Annotated in this window: 17 protein-coding genes; 8 read left to right on the top strand and 9 right to left on the bottom strand. The window is 43.1% G+C overall.

Annotated features, from left to right (window positions below; all coding sequences use genetic code 11):
* Positions 1–30: 30 nt before the first annotated feature.
* The 3 genes from ssb to N483_RS03600 form a co-directional block, all read right to left on the bottom strand.
* On the bottom strand, positions 31–693 hold the full coding sequence (gene ssb / locus N483_RS03610; protein ID WP_023397261.1) for a single-stranded DNA-binding protein: 663 nt from the start codon (positions 691–693) through the stop codon (positions 31–33).
* 107 nt (positions 694–800) lie between these two features.
* A complete protein-coding gene (locus tag N483_RS03605) occupies positions 801–2,168 on the bottom strand; it encodes an MFS transporter (RefSeq protein ID WP_023397262.1) in 1,368 nt (455 codons plus the stop codon).
* Between the two features lie 52 nt (positions 2,169–2,220).
* On the bottom strand, positions 2,221–2,910 hold the full coding sequence (locus N483_RS03600) for a substrate-binding periplasmic protein (protein ID WP_052027324.1): 690 nt from the start codon (positions 2,908–2,910) through the stop codon (positions 2,221–2,223).
* 425 nt (positions 2,911–3,335) lie between these two features.
* On the opposite strand from N483_RS03600, the gene uvrA reads away from it, so the two are divergent.
* Both uvrA and N483_RS03590 read left to right on the top strand, forming a co-directional pair.
* A complete protein-coding gene (gene uvrA, locus N483_RS03595) occupies positions 3,336–6,155 on the top strand; it encodes an excinuclease ABC subunit UvrA (protein ID WP_023397264.1) in 2,820 nt (939 codons plus the stop codon).
* A gap of 67 nt (positions 6,156–6,222) precedes the next feature.
* On the top strand, positions 6,223–7,284 hold the full coding sequence (locus N483_RS03590; protein WP_052027325.1) for a hypothetical protein: 1,062 nt from the start codon (positions 6,223–6,225) through the stop codon (positions 7,282–7,284).
* Positions 7,285–7,322: 38 nt separating this feature from the next.
* Here N483_RS03590 and N483_RS03585 read toward each other — a convergent pair whose 3' ends face one another.
* Positions 7,323–7,715, bottom strand: a complete 393-nt coding sequence (locus tag N483_RS03585; RefSeq protein WP_023397266.1) for an acyl-CoA thioesterase — start codon at positions 7,713–7,715, stop codon at positions 7,323–7,325.
* A gap of 29 nt (positions 7,716–7,744) precedes the next feature.
* Between N483_RS03585 and N483_RS03580 the strand changes: the two genes are divergently transcribed.
* Positions 7,745–8,461 carry a 2OG-Fe(II) oxygenase gene (locus tag N483_RS03580; protein WP_023397267.1) on the top strand — a complete coding sequence of 239 codons (717 nt, stop codon included), beginning with the start codon at positions 7,745–7,747 and terminating at the stop codon, positions 8,459–8,461.
* A 7-nt stretch (positions 8,462–8,468) separates the two neighbouring features.
* Here N483_RS03580 and N483_RS03575 read toward each other — a convergent pair whose 3' ends face one another.
* The gene (locus N483_RS03575; RefSeq protein WP_023397268.1) at positions 8,469–8,840 is read right to left on the bottom strand and encodes a YacL family protein; all 372 of its coding nucleotides are present in this window, start codon (positions 8,838–8,840) and stop codon (positions 8,469–8,471) included.
* A 150-nt stretch (positions 8,841–8,990) separates the two neighbouring features.
* Here N483_RS03575 and N483_RS03570 point away from each other — a divergent pair, with 150 nt between their 5' ends.
* Entirely contained in the window at positions 8,991–9,899 is a 909-nt protein-coding gene (locus tag N483_RS03570; RefSeq protein WP_036974879.1) for an AEC family transporter, read from the top strand.
* Positions 9,900–10,001: 102 nt separating this feature from the next.
* Here N483_RS03570 and N483_RS03565 read toward each other — a convergent pair whose 3' ends face one another.
* The gene (locus N483_RS03565; protein ID WP_023397270.1) at positions 10,002–11,264 is read right to left on the bottom strand and encodes a hypothetical protein; all 1,263 of its coding nucleotides are present in this window, start codon (positions 11,262–11,264) and stop codon (positions 10,002–10,004) included.
* Positions 11,265–11,315: 51 nt separating this feature from the next.
* Between N483_RS03565 and N483_RS03560 the strand changes: the two genes are divergently transcribed.
* Positions 11,316–11,504 (top strand): hypothetical protein, encoded by a 189-nt coding sequence (locus tag N483_RS03560; RefSeq protein ID WP_023397271.1) that lies wholly within the window; start codon positions 11,316–11,318, stop codon positions 11,502–11,504.
* Positions 11,505–11,513: 9 nt separating this feature from the next.
* On the opposite strand, the gene N483_RS03555 is transcribed toward N483_RS03560, so the two are convergent.
* Entirely contained in the window at positions 11,514–11,738 is a 225-nt protein-coding gene (locus tag N483_RS03555) for a hypothetical protein (RefSeq protein ID WP_023397272.1), read from the bottom strand.
* Between the two features lie 314 nt (positions 11,739–12,052).
* Here N483_RS03555 and N483_RS03550 point away from each other — a divergent pair, with 314 nt between their 5' ends.
* Positions 12,053–13,366 carry a short-chain fatty acid transporter gene (locus tag N483_RS03550; RefSeq protein WP_023397273.1) on the top strand — a complete coding sequence of 438 codons (1,314 nt, stop codon included), beginning with the start codon at positions 12,053–12,055 and terminating at the stop codon, positions 13,364–13,366.
* On the opposite strand, the gene N483_RS03545 is transcribed toward N483_RS03550, so the two are convergent.
* On the bottom strand, positions 13,363–14,376 hold the full coding sequence (locus N483_RS03545) for a site-2 protease family protein (protein ID WP_023397274.1): 1,014 nt from the start codon (positions 14,374–14,376) through the stop codon (positions 13,363–13,365). The two genes, N483_RS03550 and N483_RS03545, sit on opposite strands and share 4 nt — an antisense overlap.
* Positions 14,377–14,606: 230 nt before the next feature.
* On the opposite strand from N483_RS03545, the gene N483_RS03540 reads away from it, so the two are divergent.
* Positions 14,607–15,815 (top strand): EAL domain-containing protein, encoded by a 1,209-nt coding sequence (locus N483_RS03540; RefSeq protein ID WP_023397275.1) that lies wholly within the window; start codon positions 14,607–14,609, stop codon positions 15,813–15,815.
* A gap of 24 nt (positions 15,816–15,839) precedes the next feature.
* Here the strand turns inward: N483_RS03540 and N483_RS03535 are convergent, their stop codons facing one another.
* Complete coding sequence (locus N483_RS03535) at positions 15,840–16,919, bottom strand: CNNM domain-containing protein (protein WP_023397276.1); 1,080 nt, start codon at positions 16,917–16,919, stop codon at positions 15,840–15,842.
* Positions 16,920–17,047: 128 nt separating this feature from the next.
* On the opposite strand from N483_RS03535, the gene N483_RS03530 reads away from it, so the two are divergent.
* Positions 17,048–19,501 (top strand): alpha/beta hydrolase family protein, encoded by a 2,454-nt coding sequence (locus N483_RS03530; protein WP_023397277.1) that lies wholly within the window; start codon positions 17,048–17,050, stop codon positions 19,499–19,501.
* Positions 19,502–19,605 lie beyond the last annotated feature (104 nt).

Raw genomic sequence — 19,605 nt, 5'->3', positions numbered from 1 at the left:
GTTGTATCAACAGTCGATCTCAGATAACGCTTAGAACGGAATATCGTCGTCAAAGTCGATTGGTGGCTCCATTGGATTAGAAGCACTGCCTTGCTGCTGAGGTGCAAAACCGCCCTGTGGCTGACTGCCTTGAGCTGGTGCACTTTGAGACTGGCCACCAAAGTTGTTGTTTTGTGGTTGAGGTGCACTTTGTTGAGGTGCTTGTTGCTGAGGAGCAAAGCCACCTTGCTGAGCTGCAGGCTGCTGACCATATTGCTGTTGGTTGTTTTGCTGAGGTGCAAAACCGCCTTGCTGCTGACCATAACCACCTTGGTTACCACCAGACTGATATTGACCACCCTGCTCGTTGCGACCGCCTAACATTTGCATTTGGCCGCCCATATCAACGACAATCTCCGTGGTGTATTTATCTTGACCACTTTGATCAGTCCACTTACGCGTTTGCAAACGGCCTTCAATATAAACCTGAGAACCCTTGCGTAAGTATTCACCAGCCACTTCAGCTAATTTGCCAAACAACACCACTCTGTGCCATTCAGTACGCTCTTGCATCTGGCCTGTATTTTTGTCTTTCCAACTATCAGTGGTAGCAATACTAATATTCGCCACACCATTACCGTTGGGCATATATCGTACTTCAGGATCTTGGCCTAAGTTACCCACCAAGATTACTTTATTCACACCGCGTGCCATGGCACCCTCTCCTCACACAATTACAAGCATTGCTTAGTTATATTCTACAACACGATTGTATAACGATTGCGCTTCGAATTCGACTTCTCATCGCAACCAAGTACCCGTTACGCAGGATATAAAATTTGCTTAGCTTGGTTTAAATCAAATTTACTTTCGTCCACTTTTAGATAAGCGCGATTTTCTTCACTGACAACAGTCGCCTCTAACACGCCCGGTAATGTAACCAGTTTATCAGCAAGTGTTTGTGCATGCTGAGGTTTATCGAGTTCCGTTACAAAGCTCAGCGCCTTACTACGTGGAGGGACTTGCATGCGCCATGCAATAACCAGCCATATTACCCCAATTCCTGCCGCAGCGGCAAATACAGATTGCGTTTCGTAGTTTTGCGCGAGATACCCTCCCAGCACACCACCTAGAAAAGCCCCCAAGAATTGGCCGGAAGAAAACACGCCCATCGCTGAACCTTTTTGTGTAGCAGGCGATATTCTAGATACCAATGCTGGCATTGTGGCTTCTAGGAAGTTAAATGCGATGAAGTATAAAGTCATAGCCAGTGCAATGCCCCACAGTGAATGTGATAGCCAAATCAGCAGAAAAGTGCTTATGCTTAACATCGCAATTGCGCCCAAAAAGACCTGCTTTTCTTTTTGTTTTTTGATCGCAACAATCATCATTGGCGCCATCAACACAAAAGCTAAAATGAGTACTGGGATATATATTTGCCAATGAGACTGTGCGTCCAGACCATCGTCGATTAACTTGGCTGGTAACACCACAAACAGGGTTGTTAGCGTTAAATGTAGCATTAACACCCCAAGGTCAAGACGCAGCAGTTGTGGGTGTTTAATAAGGTTCTTGATATCTGACAAGGATGCCACCGTATCGCCTTTAGGTGCTTTGTGCACTGCATTTGGAACCACAAATAACACAATCAAGATGCCCACTAAAGCCAAAATTGCAGTTAACCAAAATACCCCCGCAATACCAAAAGCAGCTGCGACCATGGGGCCCACTAACATCGCCACCGCAAAGCTTAGCCCGATACACATACCTATTACGGCCATCACTTTTGGTCGCTGCTCATCACGGCTTAAATCAGACGCCAAGGCAAGTAGCGCACTGGCAATCGCCCCCATACCTTGAAGAGCCCTGCCGGCGGTTACCCAGTAAATAGACTCAGCCGTTGCCGCTATCACAGAGCCGATAGCAAAAACAACTAACCCACCAATAATAATGGGTTTACGCCCGTACTTATCCGATAGCCACCCCATTGGTATTTGCAATAGCGCTTGGGTCAAACCATACGCCCCAATGGCCAAACCAATCCAAAGCGGTGACACATCTTCGAAAGAATCACTATAAATCGCCAACACAGGCATGAGCATGAATAACCCGAGCATGCGAAATGCGAAGACACCCGCTAACGAAAATGCGGCGCGTTTTTCAATTTGGTTCAAAGATTGATTGGACATAAAGCAATGTAAAGTCAAACAGTAAAAAATCGCGAGCTAGTTTAGCAAAAACTCAGTCTAACTGATATTTTTTTAATATCTCACTTAAACGCCCAGATTTATTTAATGAACTAAAGGCTTCAGTCAACTGCTTTAATTGCTTCTCAGACACACTTTTTTTGCTAAATGCATAATAAACAGGAGACTGATTGATTATTAAGGGCGCGATCTTGATGGTCATAAAATCAGGGTGATTGGTTGACTGAAAAATGATGTTAAATTTTTCTTCCAAAAATCCGGCTATGCGCCCATGTTTTAGTAAACTTAGCTTAGTTTGATTATCGGGAACAAAAATAAATTGAGTACCTTTGTTTAATTGTTTTTCATACCGCTGTGTGAATCTAGGGCCATAAAATGCCCCCTGTTGAATAGCTACTGGCACAGGTAGAGAAAATAAGTCTTCCATTGTTTCCACATCAAATAACCGCTCTGCATTCATAGCAAATACAATAGTTTCCATCCGTTGTGGGCCAACAAAGTGGGCAAACTTGGTACGTTCTTCAGTTTGCGTAACACTCAGCACCAAATCAATATTACCTGCTTCGAGCATTTTCAAAGATCGGCCCCAAGGAATACTGACAAATTTATAACTACACCCAGCTTCATCAAGTAATGCCTTAGCAAAGTCTACATCCATGCCATGCCAGCCTTTTTCTTCATCCAAGCGCGATTGTGCGGCGTAATTTTCAAATCGCACCGTCATCTCACACGCCCACACTGGCGACAGAAAAAAAAGACTCAAAAGCAAAAAGCGCACACACACAACTCTGTTGCCAATACTCAAAAACAAGTTTAGTTGTTTATTTTTACAAAAGCTTAATTTTGTCTTTGCGATGCGATACCATGCAGGGCTTAATCCAGCTAGTTTTGCAATCTACCTCATTTGAGTGAGCCATCACAGCGCTTAGCACGTAGCAAAGGTAGAATAACCACAGCTTTTATGTATACTGTATGAGTATACAGCTACCCATAATTTAGTTTGCATACCCATTGAATGATCACTTAGCTTCAAATAGTGTCATGTAAGGTATACATATCTCAGCGCAGCGGTGAAATATTAAAAATAAGCGAATGTGATATACACTCCAAGAATTGGTTGCAAGCACATGAGATTCACAAAAGGCCACTATGGATAAAATAGAAGTAAGAGGTGCGCGAACGCATAACCTCAAAGACATCTCTTTGACCATCCCAAGAGACAAATTAATCGTCATTACAGGACTATCTGGTTCAGGGAAGTCATCGCTCGCTTTCGATACGCTATACGCTGAAGGCCAAAGACGCTATGTAGAATCTCTTTCCGCTTATGCCAGACAGTTTTTATCTCTGATGGAGAAGCCTGACGTTGACCACATTGAGGGGCTATCCCCTGCAATTTCTATCGAGCAAAAGTCAACTTCGCATAACCCGCGCTCAACAGTTGGTACCATCACTGAAATCTATGATTATTTGCGACTGTTATTCGCCCGTGTTGGAGAACCCCGCTGCCCGACCCACGATCTCCCTCTGAAAGCGCAAACTATCAGCCAAATGGTTGATACAGCTCTGGCTCAACCTGAAGGCAGTAAACTCATGTTACTCGCCCCGGTAGTTAAAAACCGTAAAGGTGAACATGTTAAGTTATTAGAGCAGTTGGCAAGCCAAGGTTTCATACGAGCACGGATCGATGGTGAAGTATGTGACCTGTCAGATCCTCCGACATTAGAACTGCATAAAAAGCACACGATAGAAGTTGTGGTCGACCGATTTAAAGTCAAAGATGGCCTGCAACAACGTTTAGCTGAATCCTTTGAAACTGCGCTGGATTTAGCAGATGGTATTGCACAAATTGCCAGTATGGATGACCCAGATGCTGAAGACATTATTTTTTCAGCCAATTTTGCCTGCCCAACCTGCGGCTACGCAATGGCGGAGTTGGAGCCTCGGCTGTTTTCGTTTAACAATCCAGCCGGTGCTTGTCAAAGCTGTGATGGTCTAGGTGTAAGGCAGTATTTCGATCCAAATCGAGTTGTACAGAATCCTGAGTTAAGTCTTGCTGGCGGTGCAATTAAAGGGTGGGACAAGCGTAGTTTCTATTACTTTCAGATGCTCAGCTCTGTTGCAGAGCACTACGACTTTGATTTAGAGCTTCCCTTTGGCGAGCTGCCCGAAGCGGCGCAAAAGGTTGTCTTAGAAGGCTCTGGCAACACCAAAATTGCCTTTAATTATCGCAATGATAGAGGTGATCTGATCACCCGAAATCACGAGTTTGAAGGCGTGTTAAATAATATGAACCGCCGCTATCATGAAACCGAATCCACTTCAGTTCGTGAAGAGCTCGCAAAATACCAAACCAGTCAAGCATGCCCAAGCTGTAATGGTTCACGCCTCAGAGAAGAAGCGAGACACGTCTTTATTGGCGATACTAATCTACCAGTCGTCACAACGATGAGTATTGGTGAAGCATGTCAGTTTTTTGAGTCGTTGACGCTCACGGGCCAAAAAGCACAAATCGCTGAAAAAGTATTAAAAGAAATCCGCGATAGACTGTCATTTTTAATCAATGTTGGACTCAACTACTTATCTCTCGAGCGCAGTGCTGACACTTTATCGGGTGGTGAAGCTCAACGGATCAGGCTGGCAAGCCAAATAGGAGCCGGGCTGGTAGGCGTTATGTATGTACTCGATGAACCCTCAATTGGCCTACACCAAAGGGATAACGATCGACTTCTTAGCACACTGACACATTTACGTGATCTCGGAAATACCGTTATTGTCGTCGAACATGATGAAGACGCAATACGCGCCGCGGATCACATTATTGATATAGGCCCTGGTGCAGGCGTTCATGGTGGCCATGTGGTAGCAGAGGGGAGTCGAGAAGACATTATTGCAAACCCAGACTCTCTAACAGGGCAGTATTTAGCAGGTAGTAAAGAAATCGCAGTACCAAAAGAGCGACACCAGTCAAATGATAAATGGTTAGAGCTGTTTGGAGCAACTGGTAACAACTTAAAAAATGTCGACTTAAGGATCCCATTTGGCTTGATGACGTGCATCACAGGTGTATCAGGTTCAGGTAAATCGACCCTGGTCAATGACACTTTATATAAACTGGCGCACCGTGCTTTAAATGGTGCTACAGTGTCAGAGCCTGCACCACATAAGGACATTAAAGGTCTGGATCACTTTGACAAAGTCATCGACATTGATCAAAGCCCAATAGGCAGAACTCCGCGTTCCAACCCCGCAACTTACACAGGTATCTTTACTGCGATCCGAGAACTATTTGCAGGTACTCAAGAGGCCCGCTCTCGTGGTTATAAAGTGGGTCGATTTAGTTTTAATGTCAAAGGTGGTCGCTGTGAGGCTTGTCAGGGTGACGGGGTACTCAAGGTAGAGATGCACTTTTTACCAGACGTCTATGTTCCCTGCGATGTATGTACAGGTAAACGTTATAATAGAGAAACTCTAGAGGTGTTATACAAAGGTAAGAATATCCATGAAGTTTTGGAGATGACCGTTGAAGATGCCAGAGAATTTTTCGATAAAATTCCCGCTATCAACCGCAAGCTACAAACTCTTATGGACGTTGGTTTATCATATATCCGTCTCGGTCAAGCAGCTACAACACTCTCTGGCGGTGAGGCACAACGAGTTAAGTTAGCTCGTGAGTTATCCAAGCGGGATACAGGTAAAACACTCTACATTTTGGATGAACCAACCACAGGCCTGCATTTTCACGATATTCAACAGCTACTAGTAGTACTGCATCGGCTTCGAGATCATGGCAACACGGTTGTGGTTATCGAGCACAACTTGGATGTCATTAAAACCGCAGACTGGATTGTCGACCTTGGCCCAGAAGGAGGCTCAGGCGGAGGTCAAATTTTGGTGTCAGGCACACCTGAAGAAGTGGCACAGCACCCGCAATCCCATACTGGTCGTTATCTTAAGCCTATGTTATAAATACTGAGGTGCAGCGGCGTATACTCGCCGCTGCAACTTGGTTTTAACAGTAGGGATGATAATAACAATGAACCACCCCGCTTGGATCGCAATGAAGCAAGCTGCGACAAAAATAAGCGCACCATTCGAACGCTTTTGGCATTCACTTAACACACCACAACGACTTTACTTTTCAGCTTTTTTTATTAGCATCTACGCAATAGTATTTGCAAATCAGGATAATACCGGCTGGGTGAATTTGGTTGCAGTACTTGTTCTGTGTGCCATGGCCTATGAATTTTGGCCAAAATTTTTGGTGTTTTGGGAGAGTTTACCTGGTAAGGCAATTATTTTACTCTTTTATGCCTTTATCGCTAACTATGCATTGGTACAAGCCGCTGGCATGATCAATGACATTACAGGTGTCAGTTCAGATCCTTTGCCATATAGCCATAATCTCAGTGTCCTTCTCTCGCTGCCAACATGGTTTTTTCTTACCACCATTGTATTGTTGCTGCTCTTACAAATCATTCAGCCGTTATACTTATTAATGCTGATATTACTTAGGCCATTTGGCTTACACCGTATTTGGCAACCCATAGATTACAAATTCCCAGTGACCACTGGGCTGTTACGTTTTATCTTTAGCTTATTTATTCTGGTACAAGTAGCCAATCTGTTATCGCACACAGGCTTGTCTGGTGGCGTGAATCAGTTTTTCAAAGGGTGGTTTGAGATTATCGCCAATCAACCTATCAATGTGACAACTGCAAATAATGAAGGACCGCAAACTAGCACAGTGAATGTATTAAAACTTGAGCCCGCAGATCAACAAAAAGTATCGGCAGAGCAAGACCCTGACTTTGAAGATTTTAAAATGAGAATTTCTACAGTCAGTGAAAATTCGGTTAAGTACGAAACCCACTTAAAACGTATATTGGCACATTTTATCTATGAGTATGAAGCTGACTCACGCTCACGTTGTGAACATGCATCAGGAACACGAGTAATTGAATTGAATGATTACGAGATTTTACAAATCACCAAACTCGATGACTCCAATACTTTATCAAGCTACAAATACGATGTCCTCCCCTGCATCTCCGCAGCGCTAGGACATCAATTTAAGACTCGGGTAATGACCAAATAACCAATACTAGATGGCGCTGTATATACAGCGCCTTATTGCTACTTTACGAGATACTCTGACAACGCAGTTCGCTCACGTTCATCAAGAGATTGCGATGCTTTCGCTGCAAAGTCATAACGTACCATGGTAGTTCGCCCCTCAGCGCAGCACTCTGCGTGCTGCCAGGCTTGCTGTAAAATAACAAAGGAGCTATTGCCCACTTTTTCAATCATGGTCTTGATCTCCACTTCCTGACCGTAAAATAGCTCTCCTTTAAAAGTGACTTCCACCTTAGCAACAATCAACTTCCAGTTGCGTGGATTTAAATCTGGTGTAAAAATTTTGAAAATAGGTGCCCTTGCCGCTTCAAACCAAACGGGGAGTACGGTATTGTTTATATGGCCTAGCACGTCAGTTTCACTAAAACGTGGCATGATTTTTTCTGTAAGCATAATAATTCTAACAACCTTTGAGGATTGAGATGACTGATTTTATTCGCGTTTATGACAATGCACTCAGTGCAGAGTTTTGCAACAAATTTATGCAAACCTTTGATAAAAGTCCACATTTAGCTCAAGGGCAAACTTCTGGCGGCGTCGACCTTAGCAAAAAAGTCAGCCAAGATTTATATCTCAACAATCACCCTGAATATCAAAATCAATTGCGAGAAATTGAACAAGTCACATCAAAGTATCTATTTCAATACATCGAAGAACACTTTTTTATGATGCTAGGGGCGTTTGGTCTCAATGTCTACCATCCGCAAACAGGTGAACCAGTAAACCTAACTGTAGAAAACTTTGAAGAAGTAGGTAAGCCCCAACTTCACGTATTAACTCAACAACTGTTTAGACTTGGCCCCATTCAAGCGCAAAAGTATCCCGTAAATAAAGGCGGCTATCCATACTGGCACAGTGAGGTATACCCTCAACTTCATCACAATGAAGCGCTACACCGCGTGTTGTTATTTATGTTTTACCTCAATGATGTTGAAGAAGGCGGAGAAACTGAGTTTTTCTATCAAAACAAAAAGCTAGCACCAAAGCAGGGCAGTATGGTGATCGCCCCTAGTTATTTCACCCATACTCACAGGGGCAACATGCCGCGCTCCAATGATAAATATATTCTCACCTCTTGGGTGCTATTCCAAAGAGCCGAACGTTTATACGGCGCACCGCCTCAACAAGCAACAGCTTAAACGACAATTACCTGCGGCCCTGAGTAAATGCTTGCCAGTCAAGCATCAGGGCTTGAAAATCTTCAAACCCACACCCTGCCATTAATCCATCTTCGTCTAATTCTAAAAAATCATCTTCATAGCGAGATAGATCAACCTCATTTTGATACAGCGTGTGCGCTTCAAATAATGCTTCATCTTTTGATAGCGTAAGACGTACTTCTTTGCCTTCTAAGTGTATTTCTTCCTGACCTTGGCCTATCATATCCATTTGTTGTACAAACTGTTTCACATCGGCAATTGCCAATTCTTCGTTCAGCCAACGACCTACCAGCGCATGCTCTTGCGACATACGAACACGATAGCCGGTGATTGGATCTCTAATAAACTGATATTCCATACTACTTTCATTTCTTCTGGACAGTCTTTAATTATATCCTTAACTCACAATAAAAGGGTAATCCGGTTAATAATATAAGCCTCATTAAGACAGTGAAAATATTTGTGTAATTCGTATAATACTGCTCCTTAACGCGTAAACAGTATGCTTATGACACCCGTTGAAATTCTTTTTCCTTTGATTTTTTTAGTACTCACCGGGTTTGTATGCGGTAAGAGTGGCTTTATTGCAACCAATCAACTAGAAGGGCTTAGGCGCTTTATTTTTTATCTCGCCATTCCAGTATTTTTATTCTTAAACATGTATCGTGCCGATCTGTCTCAGGTTGCTTCAGCTGAGATTATGCTCGCATTCTACTTACCCGTGGCTGCCTGCTACTTTTTAACCCTTGCAGCAAAGTGGCTCGTTCATCGAGAGGCTTTAAGTGACGCTGCTATGTGGGGACTTGGGGGAACCTATTCTAATACGGTTTTGGTTGGCCTTCCGGTGATCATCGCAGCCCTAGGCAATGATGCTGGTGCAATGGTATTTATGATTATTACCTTTCATAGTGCATTGCTGTTTGCGTTGAGCTTTTTGTTCTCAAGTACAGCTCAACAATCTCTTATAACTACACTGAAACCTTTATTTATCAACCCGATTGTATTGAGTATCAGCTTAGGACTGCTCCTTAACGCAGTTGAATTTTCTATTCCCACTCTAGTGCTTTCTGGATTAGATTGGTTGGCTAAACCCGCTATTGCAGGTGCTCTTTTTGTACTGGGAGTCAGTTTAGTGCAATACTCATTGAAACAAGCATGGCAGAGTGCACTACTGCTAAGCCTAGTGAAACTCATGCTATTGCCTGCAATAGTTTGGGGGTTTGCATCGATGTTGGGCTTACCCTCGGTGCATATTTCTGTATTGACGTTAATGGCCGCATCCCCACTTGGTGTGAATGCTTACCTTGTAGCTAGGCAGCAAAAATGTGCGCAAGCAACGCTGGCAAGTAGCGTTGTCATGTCCACACTTCTAAGCCCACTAACTATGAGTCTGTGGCTGTACTGGCTTGTTCTTTAAGATATTTTAAAAAATAAGGTTGCAAAATGTATCTTTGCAACCCTCGTAACTTTACAGTTGAATTTGGTTATCAATACGACCCTTTTGAACAGCTATCAACACTTATTCAAGTACAAGATCAAATTCACCTTCAAGCTGTTCACTCACACCCGTTGAACTAGGTAAAGTTAAATCGAATGTACCTTTAATATTTAGATCAGTATTACCAAAGTCTAACTTTAATAGTCCGCGTGTAGCTTCACCGTTAAGCTCCGCATAGCTAACTGATTGAACTGATGCTTTATTTTCAGAGCCAGCTATACCACCCAGTGAAACAAGGAAATCATCGGTCGTCCCTTCAAAGCCAAACATAACCTCAAAGTTATTACCTTCATATTCAGTAATTAGACGGAACGCAGTCGCCTCAACAGAGGCCAGCACTTCATTCTCTGTGCTAATTGATTCACCTACCGTTGATACAATGACACCACATGCGCTGTTTTCAAGCTTAGGGTAATTAGCAAAATTAATTGTTAAACTACCAAAATTGGTGACAGATTCTGCACTTTTTTGTTTGAATGTGCTTTGACCAATTACAGTGTCATCACACTTTTCAACAACAGAGAAACTGCCATCTTTTTGGAAAAACTGTCGTGTTCTGTTACCTGAATCACAACTTACGCTGGCAAACACAGAAGCCAGGTCAACAGAAGTAACATCTTTGAAACCACAGTAATTTGTTTCAATCGTCTGATTATTTTGATCAACCGATCCCATAATAAAAGAACGCGTAAGCTGAACATTCAATGCCGTATGTGCGTTATCTAGCTGTGTTTCTTTAGAATATACGTTTTGTGTCTCTATCCAAGTACTACCTGCCGTCATCGCAGACATGTCGACTTCTGTTACGACATTGCCCAGATCACTTTCCGGACTTACAGTCGGTCCAGTGGGCGTTAAATCAGCAACATTGACCGTTAAATTCTGATCTTGAAAGCCAAATGTATTAGCAGCACTATTTTCCGACAATGACACTCTTACTTGAACTGTGCGACGACCGTCTACTTCAGGCGCTGTGAAAGAAATAGAATCAGAACCTTGCCCTGTGATTGTCAAAGGCTGATTGTTAAATGTAACCTTCCAATCAAACTTTAAAGCTGACGCACCGCTTCCCGTTGTATTGAGCGACAAACGTACTTGTTCACCTTCATTAGCATCGACAAAGTGAGGTAATGCTTGGTAAGTAATTGTTTGTGTAGCTGCTACCTGCGGGGCGTCATTTGATCCCCCCGAACCACCACCACATGCACTAAGAGACAGCGCAACAGCAGCGGTTAATGCGAGCTTTTTAGTCATCATGACCTGTTTTTCAATTTGAGACTGCATTGAAATTTCCAGTTTATTAAAATCCAGCCGCATGGTATTGCAAGGTGCTTTATGAAACAACACTATAAGCAGACTAAACTCGCTGATTTGCAAATAGCTTTAAACGAGAATTTTCAAAAGAACATTGAAAGTAAAAAGGGGCCATTTATTGTAAATGGTAGGCTAAGCCGACAACTAATATGTCAAGCTCAGTGGTATGACTCTGTCCATACAACTGAGCTAGCTATTTTATATATCTAGCTATCAAAGCTAATCCCGTGAAGAGTACTTTGCTGCGTCAATGATTGCCCAAAGGTGTACAACGGCAGCAATGATAGCGGGCACGACTAAAAACCACAGTGCATAACCACCAACCGTAATAATGGCAAATATAATGGCTGCCAACAAACGGCCTTGAACTAACTGCCCTAAACCAGGAAAAAATACATTACATATTGCCGCAATAACATTACCGCCAGAACCTTGTCCTGCCATAAATACCTCTCTTTGTTGTATGTCTATTCCAAAAACATCAAATTTTGACAGAGTGTACAGAAGCTCCTTGCTTCATTCACTATATTTAATACTAATCACAATATATGCCAACATTTAACTTGTTAAGTATCAACAAGTTAAAAACAAAGAGTTCAAATTAAAGAATTGAGATTAGTCTAATTAACTAACTATTAGTCCTTTTATTAGTTACATTGTTCAATATCACCACTATTGTTTAGCACATTGTTTCATATACACTTCACTATGTGACAAAAAGCCATGCTGGCCTACATAATAACAACAGGACTTTATCCATGCTAAACACCATTACACGGCCACTGAGTCGACTTGTCGAGCGCTATCTGCCAGATCCCTTTGTTTTTGTCATTATACTAACCTTGTTTGTTATGTTTATGGCAACCCTATTCACACCAACCACCCCGATTGAAACCGTACAAATCTGGGGAAGTGGATTGTGGAATTTACTGACATTTGCGATGCAGATGTTACTTGTTTTGATTGCAGGCTTTATGCTGGCAAATACCCCCTTTTGTGGCAGGCTGCTCAATAAACTTGCACGCTGTGCCAAGTCTCCAAAGCAAGCTATTTTATTAGTCACATTGATCTCGATGCTCGCAAGCTGGTTAAACTGGGGCTTTGGCCTAGTGGTCGGTGCGCTCTTTGCCAAAGCTTTGGCCAGACACATCAATGTAGATTACCGGGTGCTGGTCGCCAGCGCTTATTCTGGCTTTATTGTATGGCATGGCGGGCTTGCAGGCTCAGTGCCCCTCACCATTGCATCAGATGGTCACTTTGCCGAGTCACAAATTGGTATTCTAAACACCGGACAAACCATTTTTTCATACTTTAATTTAATCTTGCTCGGTGCAATGCTGGTGGTGCTACCGCTGCTAAATCGCGCTATGTTACCACCTGAAAAAGAGCAAGTTTTAATTGATAAAACGAAGCTGAAAACATCAGAGCCAGAAAAGACGGTAAATATATTAACGCCCGCAGAACGGTTAGAGCACACACCGTTACTTGGCAGGGCTATAGGCTTACTAGGCTGTTGCTACTTAGGCTACTATTTTATTGCTACCGGAGGTGGACTAAACCTCAATATCATCATTGCACTCTTTTTGTTCTTGGCAATTCTGTTTCATGGTTCGGCCACCCTTATTCTCAACTCTTTGCAAGAGGCAATTAAAGGGGGCGCCGGTATTGTGATCCAATTTCCATTTTATGCTGGGATCATGGCGATTATGGTTCAAACAGGTCTTGCAGAGCAAATTTCAGCGGGATTCGTCTCAATCAGTGACGCACAAAGCCTGCCCTTTTGGAGCTTTCTGAGTGCAGGTTTAGTGAATATTTTTGTGCCTTCAGGGGGTGGGCAGTGGGCTGTGCAGGCGCCAATTGTGATCCCGGCGGCCCAGGCCTTAGAAGCCGATATTGCCCGTGTAGCCATGGCGGTCGCCTGGGGAGATGCGTGGACAAACCTTATCCAACCATTTTGGGCCTTGCCTGTGCTCGCAATTGCAGGGCTAAAAGCAAGAGATATTATGGGATTTTGCCTGCTACAACTTCTAGTAACAGGCATTATCATTGCGGCTATCTTAACCTTTGTTTAGCTAGACAAAATTTTCACAGGCAGGCTCAGGATCACATTGTCTGAGTCTGCAAAATGCCACATCACGGCAATATGCCCGACAGCGACAAGCGCATACAATACAGCGGAGACAACCTGTCCATAACGGTCTAAGGGCAGCATGTGGGTTTGATGACGAGTACGCCATTCCAATAAAATTTCAATGCTGCCAATAAAGATGAAAAATGCCAACAACATCAAACCAAAGCTGAAGCTGATCCAGAGCCCAAGCCCTAACCCTGCAAGGCAAGCGAGCAAACCTACCCAAGAACGCATTGAAAAACTAATACTTTTAAGTACATGCCCGCCATCCAGCGGCAAAATAGGTAGTAAGTTAAATAAATTTAACAGTGCACTGAGTACCGCAACACCTGCGAATATTTCCGCACCGGTCGCATAATAAAGCACCACACCCAGCACCGATGTAAACAAGCCAAACGCGGGTCCCATCAAAGAAATAATGACATCCTGCCAACGGGTGGTCATCTTATCTTCGCTCATAGCCAAGCCACCGACAAAAGGGATCAGATAAAAACCTTTGGTTTTCAACCCAAAGTATTTCATAGCGCGCACATGCCCATATTCATGGACCACAAGACAAGCCACCAGCATCAATGCAAATTGCCAAGAAAACAACCACGCATACCCGGCTACCGATGCACCAAGCAATGCCGCTTTGACTACTTTGGCACTTTTAAATAGCTTAAAACCCAGTGCCGCTAAGCCCAACCAGTTGCCCCGTCGCTCTTCTATGGCATGAGGTACTTCAATCCATTGCCACGGTGATTGATCAATTGATACAGCAAGCGCATTGGTTTGTAATTGTGTGGTATCCAACATCAAAACATGTGTCCCTAAATCCACACTAAACTGATGTTCACTGTGCTCCTCAATGGGGACTGACTGCTGCTCTTTGTACACCTGTACCACCGTATGCTGACTTACCATAATCGATATAGCCATGCCACCGATAGGAAGCTCAATTCTTGTCATCGTATTCACTACTTTGCGAAATTTTCACTATTATCCTCAATTCATAGTCTCTATTGAAGAGACAATGAGTGAATTCTTACCAAGTTGTACTACGCTTAGGATGTCGAATTCACCCGAGTCTTTCGACCTCTTTGAAATATTTTTGTCATCTAATTAATGATATGAAAGAGATTAGAGCAGCCTAACTTTAACGAGCACATAGAGACAGTCAGCCCTAGGGACAGGAAATTATGAACAATCGTAGCCGACGTATACTTGTTGTAGATGATTCTCACGCGATCCTTGTAGTGATGCAAGCCATTCTATCTGAACTCGATATTGAACATGTCACCGCCGTAGACAGTGCGCCAAAAGCTCTGGAAAAAATACGTCAGTCCCCCTACCCTTATGATGCCATCTTCACTGATCTCAACATGCCTGAAATGGATGGTATGGAATTTATTCGCCATTTAGGTGAAATACATTATCCCGGCGGGATCATTATCATTTCAGAGATGGAAAATCGCATCATTGATTTAGCGGCCAATTTGGCGCGCCAACACTGTACACACTTAATTGGCAATATCGCAAAGCCAGTGCAGCTCATTGATGTTGAAAGAAACTTAAAAAAATTAGACAGCTTTGTCGGAACAGAAGAAGAGTATGAACAGCCCATCACTGAAGAAAAGCTGTTAGAGGCAATTAGCCAACATGAGATCACACCTTTTTATCAACCCAAGGTGCACCGTGGTACCAAACAAATTAAAAGTATTGAAGTACTCGCGCGTATTGTGTCTAAAGAGCACGGTCAAGTCATGCTGCCAAAACGCTTTATCGGCGTTGCAGAAGATCTAGATTTGATAAACTTGCTTACTTTTCAGCTTTTTGAAAAAGCAGCAACCGAGTTTCAACTCATCCGAAATGAATTAAACTACCCGTTCAAGTTGGCCTTTAACCTTTCACCCATTCAACTCAATGATACCAGCTGCCCAGATAAGCTTGCGCTAATTTTGGAGCTTAATCGTTTAAAACCTCAAGAGGTCATTGTCGAAATCACCGAGCATCAACCAATTGTCACCAGTTTACAACTGGAAACCATCAACCGCCTCAGGTTACGTGGCTTTGATCTTGCTCTTGATGATTTTGGTACTGGATTTACTAATATCCACCAGCTGAAAACGCTGCCGTTTACAGAAATTAAAATCGACCGCTCTTTGATCACCTATATCGAGTCAGATCGGTTTTCACAAGTTTTGGTCGATAGTTTGATAGACATAGCCCAAAATGAACAACTCGATATTGTTGCCGAAGGCATTGAGCGTATTGAAGAGCTTCAATACTTAGAAAGGTATAAATTCAGCCTGCTAATGCAGGGCTATTTGATCAGCCGACCAAAAGCCCTCTCTGAATTTGTGCGCTGGATACACTCATGGGAAAGAATGATTAACTCAAACCCTTAACTTTCCAGCGCAGCACGTCTGAGACTACTTTTTATCTTGTCCTTCAGGCTCATTTTCAGTGACAATTAAATGGCTATGATTGTCTATACGTTGTTGCCATTTTTGTTTCGCCGCCGCCTGCATATCGCTAGTTTGCTCACGTTCATCGACGATATCCATGCCCATCAGGGACTCCAACAAGTCTTCCAACGTGACGATACCTTGAATATCTCCATATTCGTCGACCACCAGGGCAATATGAATACGTTTTTCTAACAGGGTTTGAAATAAAGTCGGGGCAGCCAAGGTTTCTGGCACTGTGTACAGTGGCTTCATTAGCTTGCTGATCTTATAATCTTCACCAAGTCGGTGATAAGCCAGCATAATGTCATTTTTGTGCACAAACCCAACAATATCGTCGCTGTTTTGGTCAAAAACCAACACGCGCGAGAAAGACACTGAACCGTGATCTGCAAGATAATCATGCACCGTCATATCTTTATGCACCTTAAATAACACCGTTCTTGGTGTCATTAAGTTTTCTAGCTTTGCATGTCTAAACTGGAGCAAGCTGCGTATGGTTGCTGATTCTTCAGCTTGTAATGCGCCTGCTTGAGAGCCCATTTCCGCCATGGCCTCTATTTCCTGACGAATATAAATAGACTCATCACCTTTTTTACCTATGAGCTTGGTTAACTGATCAGACATCCACACAAATGGCTTCAATAGGCGCACCATCCACACCAAAGCGAAACTCACACTCGGCGTGAGTCCACGCCAATAAGTCGCACCTAACGTTTTTGGAATAATTTCAGACAGCACGAGTACTAACAAGGTCATCACCGCGGAAGCCATACCAACGGCCGCGTCTCCAAATACTACGGCAGCTTGAGCACCAACCCCCGCTGCACCTGCGGTATGAGCAACCGTATTGAGCGTCAATATAGCGGCTAGAGGTTTATCAATATTGTCTTTCAACTTTTGCACACGTGATGCCAAAGTTGGGTTTTGTTGCTTCATCATCCCAACATGGCTAGGCGTGATACTCAGTAGTACCGCCTCCATAACCGAGCATAAAAAAGAAATCGCGATAGCTAAAAACATGTAGCTAATTAACAAAAACAAGGTCTACTCCTCACGTAACAACCGTTCTCTTATATCTTAGCTGTACAGCACTTAATCGCACAGCCCATAGTAATCTTTATGAATATGTTATATTAACGCATATTATTTACCTACAATAGGCGCATACTATGAAATTTAAGTCAGCGGTAACTTTACTATTTTCCGCAATAGCTACGCAACTCAGCGCAGCGCCAATCGATAGCCAGCACATTCAATTTATTGGTCCAATTGGTCAAAACATTCAAACTAAACCGCACCATACCGGCCACCAAACGGCAATTGTGAACACGCTCGTTAGCAAGTTAAGTGAAGACAATAGCTCATTAGAAGTCTTTGGCGAACAGATCAAGTGGCAACCACTGGCTGACGTCAATGCATTAACAATGGGTGGCTTACAGGCACTAAAACTTGAGTTTTCTGCAGCGCGCTTTGTACAAGGTAAACTGAACCTGACTGGTATAGAGAAAGCCCATGTCTTTTTGAATGGCCAACAAATTGAAGGCAAAGATAGCTATTCATTGAACGCCGTCACTGGCGATCACCAACTATTAATTGTCGCTGAGCAAGTCAGTGATTGGAAAAAAGTAGTCGTAGACTATACTCCAAATGCTGAGCATGATGCCCTGGTATTTACCCAAAAAAGCACCAAAGCGTTGTCCGCAAAGCAGCTTTTCGACTCTCCGACTATCAGCGCAATTTCACTATCTCCTGATGCAAACCACTACGTTGCCACCAAGCAGCAATATCAAGACAATAAAGGCAACTCTGCGCTACGTGATACTGTACTTTATAACGAAGACGGTGAAGTCGTATATCGTTTAAATGGCGTTAATGCAAATGGGGTTAGTTGGAGAGAAGATTCTAAAGCTGTGGTCTTTGTTCAAAACAAACAGCTTAAAACGCTCAATATCAAAACGCTTAAAGAAACAGTCATCGCTGAAGATTTAACCGGCGCAAGTGGGTTCAAATTCTTTGATAACAATACTTTGATCTTCTCTTGGACCAAAACAGCTCCAGAAGGCGACAAGATAGTTAAACACTATAAAGGCCTAGAAGATCGCTGGTCTTATGCGCGCAATATCAGCCAAGTATATTTAATGGACATCAGCACAGGTCTAATTCAAGCAGTGACTGAACATGACCTTAGCCATTCTCTTGAAGATTTCGACGCCAAAAATAAGCGTATCCTAGCGACTCGCTCACCACAGCATTACGATGCACCATATCATGGCATAACTGAATTGGTAGAGTTTGATCTAACAAACAATAGCAGTAAAGTTTTGGGCCAGTACGGTACATTCAATGATGCCCGCTATGGTAATGATGGCATCTATGTCACAGCAGGTGCAGAGTTCGGCAACGGAGCTGGTCGTACACTCGCTCAAGGTGTGCTAGCCAACAACTATGACACACAGTTGTTCTGGATGAATACACAAGGCAAAGAAACTAAAGCCCTAAGTAAGCAATTTGATCCTTCGATTGATTCATTCAAAGTATTAAATAACGGTGATCTAGTACTAAGAGTGACTGATGAAGATCGCAAGAAGCTATATTTATTCGATGAGAGTAAAAATAAATTTAAGCCACTTAAAGCTAAATTAGACGTTGTAGAGAGATACAGTGTTGCCGACAAGCGCAGCCCTATTATTATTGCCACTGGAACAACAGCTTCAACGCCACAAAAGCTGGTTCAACTCAATGCAAAGAACAACCGTGTCAGCACACTGTGGGACTCAAAACCTCTAGCATACAAAAATGCAGAAATAGCCGCACTGGAAGAGTTTAACTTTACCAATTCCGCTGGTACTGAAATAAAAGGCCGCGTATATATCCCACACGGCTTAGATAAAAACAAAAAGCACCCTGCACTGATTTACTATTACGGTGGTACATCGCCAGTTTCACGCGGTTTTACAGGCCGTTACCCATTTAACTTTTGGGCAACTAATGGCTACGTTGTCTATGTGTTGCAACCATCAGGCGCAACAGGGTTTGGTCAAGAATTCTCGGCAAAACATGTCAATGATTGGGGCAACCGTGCAGCTGACGATATCATTGAAGGCACTAATGCATTCTTAAGTGCGTACCAGTTTGTCGATAAGGACCGTTTAGGTAATTTAGGCGCATCTTATGGTGGCTTCATGACAATGACATTGGCCACCAAAACAGATATGTTCAGCGCTTCAATTTCACACGCGGGGATCTCTAACCTAACTTCATACTGGGGTCATGGCTGGTGGGGGTACCTATACTCATCTGAGGCATCTAAGCATAGCTACCCGTGGAATAACAGCAAGCTGTACAGTCAGCAAAGTCCTGTGTTCAATGCCGATAAAGTTAAAACCCCTCTGCTATTAGTTCATGGCGATGCTGATGTGAACGTACCAGTCGGAGAAAGCCACATTATGTACACCGCCTTAAAAATGCTCAATCAAGACGTCGAGCTTATTGAATATAAAGGTGCAGATCACCAAATATTTGCCAGAGACCGTCGTTTCCAGTGGTGGGATACTATGCTTGCTTATTTCGATAAGCATCTAAAAGACGAGCCACAATGGTGGCAACACATGTATGGTAAATAAAACCTTGTAGCAGCACTTTAGTGCTGCTATTTTTTTATGTGCAAGTAATAAAAAGCTAGAACTATTTCATGATTTTTAAAAAGTGACCAAATAGCGTACTAATT

The sequence above is a fragment of the Pseudoalteromonas luteoviolacea NCIMB 1944 genome (genome assembly GCF_001625565.1).
GTDB lineage: Bacteria > Pseudomonadota > Gammaproteobacteria > Enterobacterales > Alteromonadaceae > Pseudoalteromonas > Pseudoalteromonas luteoviolacea_F.
Note: the sequence above shows the minus strand (reverse complement) of the source record. Positions and strands in the feature narration are given on the sequence as shown.

Excerpts from the sequence above, each read along its gene's own strand:
- N483_RS03565 (WP_023397270.1), bottom strand. The coding sequence starts at position 11,264 with ATGCAGTCTCAAATTGAAAAACAGGTCATGATGACTAAAAAGCTCGCA.
- N483_RS03550 (WP_023397273.1), top strand. The coding sequence starts at position 12,053 with ATGCTAAACACCATTACACGGCCACTGAGTCGACTTGTCGAGCGCTAT.
- N483_RS03605 (WP_023397262.1), bottom strand. The coding sequence starts at position 2,168 with ATGTCCAATCAATCTTTGAACCAAATTGAAAAACGCGCCGCATTTTCG.
- uvrA (WP_023397264.1), top strand. The coding sequence starts at position 3,336 with ATGGATAAAATAGAAGTAAGAGGTGCGCGAACGCATAACCTCAAAGAC.
- N483_RS03555 (WP_023397272.1), bottom strand. The coding sequence starts at position 11,738 with ATGGCAGGACAAGGTTCTGGCGGTAATGTTATTGCGGCAATATGTAAT.
- N483_RS03600 (WP_052027324.1), bottom strand. The coding sequence starts at position 2,910 with ATGACGGTGCGATTTGAAAATTACGCCGCACAATCGCGCTTGGATGAA.
- N483_RS03540 (WP_023397275.1), top strand. The coding sequence starts at position 14,607 with ATGAACAATCGTAGCCGACGTATACTTGTTGTAGATGATTCTCACGCG.
- N483_RS03570 (WP_036974879.1), top strand. The coding sequence starts at position 8,991 with ATGACACCCGTTGAAATTCTTTTTCCTTTGATTTTTTTAGTACTCACC.
- N483_RS03590 (WP_052027325.1), top strand. The coding sequence starts at position 6,223 with ATGAACCACCCCGCTTGGATCGCAATGAAGCAAGCTGCGACAAAAATA.
- N483_RS03585 (WP_023397266.1), bottom strand. The coding sequence starts at position 7,715 with ATGCTTACAGAAAAAATCATGCCACGTTTTAGTGAAACTGACGTGCTA.
- ssb (WP_023397261.1), bottom strand. The coding sequence starts at position 693 with ATGGCACGCGGTGTGAATAAAGTAATCTTGGTGGGTAACTTAGGCCAA.
- N483_RS03530 (WP_023397277.1), top strand. The coding sequence starts at position 17,048 with ATGAAATTTAAGTCAGCGGTAACTTTACTATTTTCCGCAATAGCTACG.
- N483_RS03575 (WP_023397268.1), bottom strand. The coding sequence starts at position 8,840 with ATGGAATATCAGTTTATTAGAGATCCAATCACCGGCTATCGTGTTCGT.
- N483_RS03580 (WP_023397267.1), top strand. The coding sequence starts at position 7,745 with ATGACTGATTTTATTCGCGTTTATGACAATGCACTCAGTGCAGAGTTT.
- N483_RS03545 (WP_023397274.1), bottom strand. The coding sequence starts at position 14,376 with ATGACAAGAATTGAGCTTCCTATCGGTGGCATGGCTATATCGATTATG.
- N483_RS03560 (WP_023397271.1), top strand. The coding sequence starts at position 11,316 with ATGAAACAACACTATAAGCAGACTAAACTCGCTGATTTGCAAATAGCT.